The following is a 6,303-nucleotide window of genomic DNA, read 5'->3' on the forward strand; positions in this document are numbered from 1 at the left end:
GTGCACGACATGGCTGAGGTCCCGGAGCTGCTCGGGGGCCGGTACGAGGTGGGCGACCTCCTCGGCCGGGGCGGCATGGCGGAGGTCCACCGTGGTTTCGACACCCGGCTCGGACGCCCCGTCGCACTCAAGATGCTGCGCAGCGACCTCGCTCGCGACGCGACGTTCATCAGCCGCTTCCGGCGCGAGGCGCAGTCCGCGGCGGCCCTCAACCACGCCTCCATCGTCGCCGTCTACGACCACGGCGAGGACCACGTCGTCACCCAGTCCGGTGGCGCCGAGATCAACGTCCCGTACATCGTCATGGAGTACGTCGACGGCCGGACGCTGCGCGAGGTGCTCACCGAGCAGGGCCAGCTCGACCCGACCGAGGCCGTGCGGGTCACCGAGGGGGCGCTCGACGCGTTGGCGTACAGCCACCGTCAGGGCATCGTCCACCGGGACATCAAGCCCGCGAACGTCATGATCGCCGAGGACGGCTCGGTCAAGGTCATGGACTTCGGCATCGCCCGGGCGATGGCGGACGCCAACGCGACCGTCACCCAGACCCAGGCGGTCATCGGGACGGCCCAGTACCTCTCGCCGGAGCAGGCGCAGGGACAGTCCGTCGACGCCCGCTCGGACCTCTACTCGGCGGGCTGCATGCTCTTCGAGCTGCTCACCGGCCGGCCGCCCTTCCTCGGCGACAGTCCGGTGTCGATCGCGTACCAGCACGTGGGCGAGCCCCCGACACCCCCCTCCCGCTACGCCGAGGACGTCCCGGCGGACCTCGACGCCGTCATCATGCACGCGCTCGAGAAGCCGCGGGAGTCGCGCTACCAGGACGCCGCCGAGTTCCGCGCCGACCTGCAGGCAGTGCGCCTCGGGCGGCCGGTGAGCGCCGCGGCCAAGGCCTCCGCCGCAGCCGTCGCCGGGGCCGCTGCGGCCGGCCTCGGTGCCGCCGCGATGACCGAGACGCTCCCGCGCCGGACCGAGGCGCTCTCGGAGCGCACGGCGGCGTACGACGTCGCGGGTGTGGGGGCCGCAGGCGCAGGCACGGCCGCCGCGGAGGACACCCCTCCGCCGTTCGAGTCCCGCCGCGACATCCACGGTGACGACGACCGGCGCAGCCCGGCCGCGTACATCGCGCTCGTCATGGCCGTGCTGGCCGCCCTCGCGCTGCTCACCTTCGGGCTCGTGAACTACTTCGGGGGCGACGACGTCCAGAAGGTCGCCGTGCCGGACGTCGTCGGCAAGCCGCAACAGACGGCGCAGGTCGACCTCACGAGGGCGGGGTTCGAGGTCGAGGTCGTCACCGCCGCCAACGAGGACGTCCCCGAGGGCGACGTCATCTCGCAGAACCCGAGCGCCAACACCGAGGTCGACCCCGGCTCGACCGTCCGGCTCACGGTGTCGAGCGGGCCGGGAGACGTGGACGTCCCCGACCTCACCGGACGCCAGCTCGACGAGGCCGAACAGATCCTCGCGGACGTCGGGCTGAGCCTCGGGAACGTGTCGAAGACCGACGACCCCGACGTTCCCGAGAACGAGGTCATCTCCTCCCAGCCCGGGGCCGGTGAGCAGGTGAAGCCCGGGACGCGGATCGCCCTGGAGGTCGGCACCGGCAAGGTCGCGGTGCCCAACGTCGTCGGGATGTCGCAGAACGAGGCCCAGAGCGAGCTCTCCGACGCCAACCTCAAGGTCGAGACCGAGTACCGGCCGACGGGCGACCAGCCCGAGGGCACGGTCATCGAGCAGGACCCGAAGGGCAAGGAGAAAGCCGACATCGGCTCGACCGTCAAGATCGTCGTCGCGCAGAAGGAGGCCCCGACGGTCACGCCGTCCACGGCGCCGCCCTCGCCGACCGGCTCGCCGACGCCGACCGGGTCACCGACGCCGACCGGGTCGCCCACCCAGCCGGGCGGCTGACCCCCGGCGGCCTGCCTCCTGGTCCGGGAGCGGGGGCTGTCGGTCAGTCCGCGGCCACGGCACGGGCCACGGCCGCCGCGTCGTGGACCAGCGGCGACATCCCAGCCGATCGCTCGACGGCGTCGGTCATGCCCGTGGTCACGAGCCAGTTGGCGAGCATCCGGTGGCCGCCCTCGGTGAGCACGGACTCCGGATGGAACTGCACGCCGTGCAGCGGCAGCGTCGCGTGCCGGACGGCCATGACGACGCCCGAGGCGGTGTGTCCGTTGGGGACGAGCACGTCCGGCATCGAGGACGGCTCGATGGTCAGCGAGTGGTAGCGGGTGGCGGTGAACGGCTGCGGCACGCCGTCGAGCACGCCGGTGCCGTCGTGGTGGACCCGCGAGGTCTTGCCGTGCAGCAGCTCGGGGGCCCGGCCGACGACGCCACCCATGACGGCACCGAGCGCCTGGTGGCCGAGGCACACCCCGAGCATCGGCTGCGAACGCTCGGCGCACGCCTCGATCATCGCCATCGACACCCCTGCCTCCTCGGGCGTCCCGGGGCCGGGTGAGACGAGCACGCCGTCGAAGTCCGCGCCGTCGGCCGGGGCGACGGCGTCGTTGCGGACGACCTCGCACTGCGCGCCGAGCTGCTCGAGGTAGCCGACGATCGTGAAGACGAAGCTGTCGTAGTTGTCGACGACGAGGACCCGGGTCATGCCCCCATGGTGCCCTGGGCCGAGCGGGACGAGGACCCGGGGTTCAGCGGTCGACCGTGTTGTCGTTGAACGGCACGACCTCCGCCACCTCGGGGAAGACCCACCGGAAGCAGACGGCGACGACGAGCAGCGTGAGGACGACGCACTGCACCGCCTTGGCCCACCAGGGGCCGGGCAGGAGCCGCCACAACGCCGCGTACACGGCTCAGCCCTCCACCGTGGTCCAGTCGGCCGGCCGCCAGTCGGCGCGGTCGACCGTCTCGACGAGCCGACCGTGGGCGACGTACCGGTAGGTGGCGCTGTACCTGGGGTGGCAGGACGTCATCGTGAGCAGGGCGTCCTCGGGGGTGGCGCCCGGTCGATCGGGCACCGGTGCGATGACCTCGGACTGGTACGGCCGGACGATCTCGTGACCGGTCACCTCGTAGACGTACACGGTCGGCTTCGTCTCGACGATGACCCGGTCGCCCTGCCGCAGCCGGTCGATGTCGTGGAACGGGCGACCGTAGGTCGTCCGGTGGCCCGCGACCGAGAAGTTGCCGACCTCGCCGGGCATCGCCGTCCCGCGGTAGTGGCCCACGCCGAGCGCGAGCACCGGGCGCCCGGTGCCCTCGATGACCGGGCGGGCGTCGTCGGCGCCGAACCGCGGGACCCGGATGACCGCGAAGGCGCGGCTGCCCGCCAGGCCGGGGAGCGCGTCGTCCCCGACGGTGGAGCCGTCGCGGAAGTCCTCGGTGAGGCTGCGGACGATCCGCTCCTGGGCACGGTTCGCGACGACGTCGGTCCACCACAGCTGCCACGCGACGAACAGCAGCACGAGCACGCCTGCGGTGATGAGCAGCTCGCCGAAGCCCCCGACGAGCCGTCGGGTCACTGCTCCACGACCTCGGCGTGCACGGGGGTGATGGTGCCGGAGTACGCGGGGAAGGTCTGCTCGCCGACGTCCTCGACGCTGTAGCCCAGCCCGTAGGCCACCGACCACTGCCGCAGGATGTCGACCTGCTCGTCACGGGCCAGCGACTCACGCATCCGGACGGGGTCCCCGATGGCGGTGACGACGTAGGGCGGTGAGTACACCCGGCCCTGGAGGATGAGCGTGTTGCCCACGCAGCGCACGGCGCTCGTGGACACGACGCGCTGGTCCTGGAGCATCATCGCCTCGGCGCCCCCGGACCACAGTGCGTTGACGACCGCCTGGACGTCCTGCTGGTGGATGACGTAGTCGTCCGGCCCCTTGCCCTCGGGCACCTCGCCGCCGACGAGCTTGGCGTCGTCGAGGCTGACCCGCACCGCCGGGCCGGCGACCTCGGTGCGGCCCGCCACCGAAGAGATGGCCGCGGCCTCGGCCTCGAGGTCCTGGGTCTCCTGGTCGTCCGGGGCGAGGCCGGCCGTGGCCTCGTCGACCCGGGCCTGGAGGTCGTCGATCTCGGAGGCGCGGTCGGTGTTGACCCGGGTCTGCTCGCGGATGAGGTCGGGCAGCCGGGCGGAGTCGGCCCGCAGGTCCTCACCCTGCGACGCCTGCACGCTGGACGCGAAGAGAGCTCCGGCGACGAGCGCCGCGACGGGGACGAGCCAGGGCCACGGTGAGGGCCGGTCGACCGGGCCGGCATGCCTGACCATCGCCTGGTACCTCCCTTCCTGCGTCGTCTCCGTAGGGCATCTACGCTAGGACACCACGTCGCACCGTTCGGAGGAGTTCCCGTGCCCGAGTCCAAGGGTCGTTCCAAGCCCGCGTACACCCCGCCCCGGACCGCCAAGTCCGCGGCAGCCGGGCCCAATCCGAGATGGTACGCGCCCGTCATGCTCGCGCTCATGGTCATCGGCCTGTTGTGGGTCGTCACCTTCTACATCTCGGGAGTGAACTCCTACCCGGTGCCGCAGCTCGGCCGATGGAACCTCGGGGTCGGCTTCGGGCTCATGCTCGCCGGCTTCCTCATGACGACGCGCTGGCGCTGAGCCGCAGCGCGCTCCAGCCGCACCACCCGCCGGCAGGCCGCACCCGCACCGCACCGACCTGCCCGCACCGGCACCGGCCGCACACCTTGTCGTCAGGCGCACACGCAATGGCGTGTGCGCCTGACGATGTGCTGTGCGGATGCCTGGGCCGGTCCTCGTGACCGCCCTCGACGGGCGTCGTCCCCCGCCGGTTCGTCCGTCCCCCGGACGGTTGTCCACAGGTTCTTCCACAGCTGGGGACGAATCACACGCATGTAATCCACAGGGAGCGGCCGGGCCACACGCGCACGTCGCCCTTGTCAGGCGAGGGCGTACTTCGCCACGGCCAGGGCGAGGAGCACGAGCCCGAGCCCGCCGAGCGCGGCCCAGTGGACGCGCCGGTCCGGCGGCTGCATCGGGCCCCGCGACCGGCCGAGGTAGGCGATGGCCGCGGCGGCCGCGGCTCCGGTGACCAGTCCCCCGAGGTGCGCCTGCCAGGCGATGTTCGGCACGACGAACCCGAGGACGGCGTTGGCACCGATGACGACGTACATCCCCGCGGCCGAGCGACCGAGCCGGCGCTGCAGGACGAGGAACGCCCCGAACAGCCCGAAGACCGCGCCGGACGCGCCGACCGCCCCTTGGTACCAGGAGCCACCGTCCCCGACCGCGAGCTGGGCCGGCGAGGGCGGGAACGCGAGGAGCAGGAGGACGACGGAGCCGCCGAAGGCGCTCAGCAGGTAGAGCGCGATGAACCGGGCACGGCCGAGCAGCGGCTCGAGGTACTGCCCCATGATCCACAGGGCGTACATGTTGAACAGGATGTGCAGCACGCTCCCGTGCGCGAAGCCCGAGGAGAGGAAGCGCCAGGGCTCGGTGTCCCCGTAGGCCGGCACCATGGCGATCCGTCCGCTGAGACCGGGGACCACCTGCTGGAGCACGTAGACGACCGCGCAGATGCCGATGACCCACGTCGTGACCAGCGGCCGGCCGTCGGTGGCGGCGCCCCCGAAGACCGTGCGCCCCTGGCGCATTGAGCGGGCGCCCTCCTTGACGCAGTCGACGCACTGGATGCCGACCGCCGCCGGCCGCTGGCACTCCGGGCAGGTGGGCCTGCCGCAGCGCTGGCAGCGCACGTAGGACTCACGGTCGGGGTGCCGCGGGCAGACGGGGACCTGCTCCTCGGCGGGCGGCAGGGACGACGGGTCGGTCATGGCGAGGGCTGGCCCGGGATGCTGCGGGTGGTCAGTCGTCGATCTCGACGCGCTCGATGACGACGTCCTCGACGGGCTTGTCCTGCGCGCCCGTGCGGACGGCGGCGAGCGTGTCGACGACCTGGCGGCTGGCGGCGTCCGCGACCTCGCCGAAGATCGTGTGCTTGCCGTTGAGCCACGTGGTGGGCGCGACGGTGATGAAGAACTGGGAGCCGTTGGTGCCCTTGCCCATCCGCTTGCCGGCGTTGGCCATCGCGAGGAGGTAGGGCCGGTCGAACTGCTTGTCGGGGTGGATCTCGTCGTCGAAGGTGTAGCCCGGGCCGCCCATCCCACGGCCGAGCGGGCAGCCGCCCTGGATCATGAAGTCGGGGATGATCCGGTGGAAGACGAGGCCGTCGTAGAACGGCGTGGGGTTGGACCGGCCGGCGTCGTCGGTGTACTCCTTCTCGCCCTTGGCGAGACCGACGAAGTTCTCGACGGTCTTCGGGGCCTCGTTGGAGAAGAGCTCGACGACGATCGGGCCGTGGTTCGTGTGCAGCGTTGCCT

8 protein-coding genes are annotated in these 6,303 nt (G+C 72.2%); 2 read left to right on the top strand and 6 right to left on the bottom strand.

All coding sequences use genetic code 11. From position 1 onward, the window contains the following. Positions 1-9: 9 nt before the first annotated feature. Positions 10-1,908, top strand: a complete 1,899-nt coding sequence (gene pknB / locus JQN72_RS16825; protein WP_204136287.1) for a Stk1 family PASTA domain-containing Ser/Thr kinase — start codon at positions 10-12, stop codon at positions 1,906-1,908. Positions 1,909-1,951: 43 nt separating this feature from the next. On the opposite strand, the gene JQN72_RS16830 is transcribed toward pknB, so the two are convergent. Genes JQN72_RS16830 through JQN72_RS16845 form a run of 4 tightly spaced genes read right to left on the bottom strand, consistent with a single transcriptional unit; the run spans position 1,952 to position 4,228 of the window. Beyond that, positions 1,952-2,608, bottom strand: coding sequence for an aminodeoxychorismate/anthranilate synthase component II (locus JQN72_RS16830; protein WP_204136288.1), 657 nt, complete (start codon positions 2,606-2,608; stop codon positions 1,952-1,954). A 43-nt stretch (positions 2,609-2,651) separates the two neighbouring features. Then, entirely contained in the window at positions 2,652-2,810 is a 159-nt protein-coding gene (locus JQN72_RS16835) for a hypothetical protein (protein ID WP_204136289.1), read from the bottom strand. A 3-nt stretch (positions 2,811-2,813) separates the two neighbouring features. Beyond that, positions 2,814-3,482 carry a class E sortase gene (locus tag JQN72_RS16840; protein ID WP_307812789.1) on the bottom strand — a complete coding sequence of 223 codons (669 nt, stop codon included), beginning with the start codon at positions 3,480-3,482 and terminating at the stop codon, positions 2,814-2,816. Continuing rightward, positions 3,479-4,228, bottom strand: coding sequence for a DUF881 domain-containing protein (locus JQN72_RS16845; protein ID WP_204136290.1), 750 nt, complete (start codon positions 4,226-4,228; stop codon positions 3,479-3,481). The genes JQN72_RS16840 and JQN72_RS16845 overlap by 4 nt, the downstream gene beginning before the upstream one ends. An 81-nt stretch (positions 4,229-4,309) precedes the next feature. On the opposite strand from JQN72_RS16845, the gene JQN72_RS16850 reads away from it, so the two are divergent. Further along, positions 4,310-4,564 (top strand): cell division protein CrgA, encoded by a 255-nt coding sequence (locus tag JQN72_RS16850; RefSeq protein WP_204136291.1) that lies wholly within the window; start codon positions 4,310-4,312, stop codon positions 4,562-4,564. Positions 4,565-4,863: 299 nt separating this feature from the next. On the opposite strand, the gene JQN72_RS16855 is transcribed toward JQN72_RS16850, so the two are convergent. After that, complete coding sequence (locus JQN72_RS16855; RefSeq protein WP_204133912.1) at positions 4,864-5,757, bottom strand: rhomboid family intramembrane serine protease; 894 nt, start codon at positions 5,755-5,757, stop codon at positions 4,864-4,866. A gap of 31 nt (positions 5,758-5,788) precedes the next feature. Next, a partial coding sequence (locus JQN72_RS16860) for a peptidylprolyl isomerase (RefSeq protein WP_204136292.1) occupies positions 5,789-6,303 on the bottom strand: 515 nt, incomplete at its 5' end.

Source organism: Phycicoccus sp. CSK15P-2 (assembly GCF_016888005.1).
Classification (GTDB): domain Bacteria; phylum Actinomycetota; class Actinomycetes; order Actinomycetales; family Dermatophilaceae; genus Phycicoccus.

Excerpts from the sequence above, each read along its gene's own strand:
- pknB (WP_204136287.1), top strand. The coding sequence starts at position 10 with ATGGCTGAGGTCCCGGAGCTGCTCGGGGGCCGGTACGAGGTGGGCGAC.
- JQN72_RS16830 (WP_204136288.1), bottom strand. The coding sequence starts at position 2,608 with ATGACCCGGGTCCTCGTCGTCGACAACTACGACAGCTTCGTCTTCACG.
- JQN72_RS16845 (WP_204136290.1), bottom strand. The coding sequence starts at position 4,228 with ATGGTCAGGCATGCCGGCCCGGTCGACCGGCCCTCACCGTGGCCCTGG.
- JQN72_RS16855 (WP_204133912.1), bottom strand. The coding sequence starts at position 5,757 with ATGACCGACCCGTCGTCCCTGCCGCCCGCCGAGGAGCAGGTCCCCGTC.